The organism is Micrococcus sp. MS-ASIII-49 (assembly GCF_000946635.1).
Classification (GTDB): Bacteria; Actinomycetota; Actinomycetes; order Actinomycetales; family Micrococcaceae; genus Micrococcus; species Micrococcus luteus.
The window spans coordinates 1-287 of sequence record NZ_JXSP01000145.1 but is presented as its reverse complement, the minus strand read 5'-3'; the positions used below and the strand labels follow the sequence as shown (position 1 = coordinate 287).

1 protein-coding gene is annotated in these 287 nt (G+C 69.3%); it reads right to left on the bottom strand.

Going from position 1 to position 287, the window contains the following annotated elements; genetic code table 11:
• The coding region (locus SJ20_RS09635; RefSeq protein WP_131661490.1) for a response regulator at nucleotides 1-287 on the bottom strand (287 nt) is incomplete at both ends.

The window sequence follows — 287 nt, the reverse complement described above, 5'->3', positions numbered from 1 at the left end:
GGCTTGGGCACGTAGTCGTCCGCACCCGACTCGAGGCCGCGCACGACGTCCGCCGTGTCCGACTTGGCCGTGAGCATCACGATCGGCACGTCCGACTCGGATCGGATGAGCCTGCAGACCTCGATGCCGTCGATGCCGGGGAGCATGAGGTCCAGCAGCACGAGATCGGGGCGCTCGCGGTGGAACGCGGGCAGTGCGGAGGTGCCGTCCGCGGCGAACGCCGGCTCGAAGCCGTCATTGCGCAGGACGATGCCGATCATCTCGGCCAGCGCCTCGTCGTCGTCCAC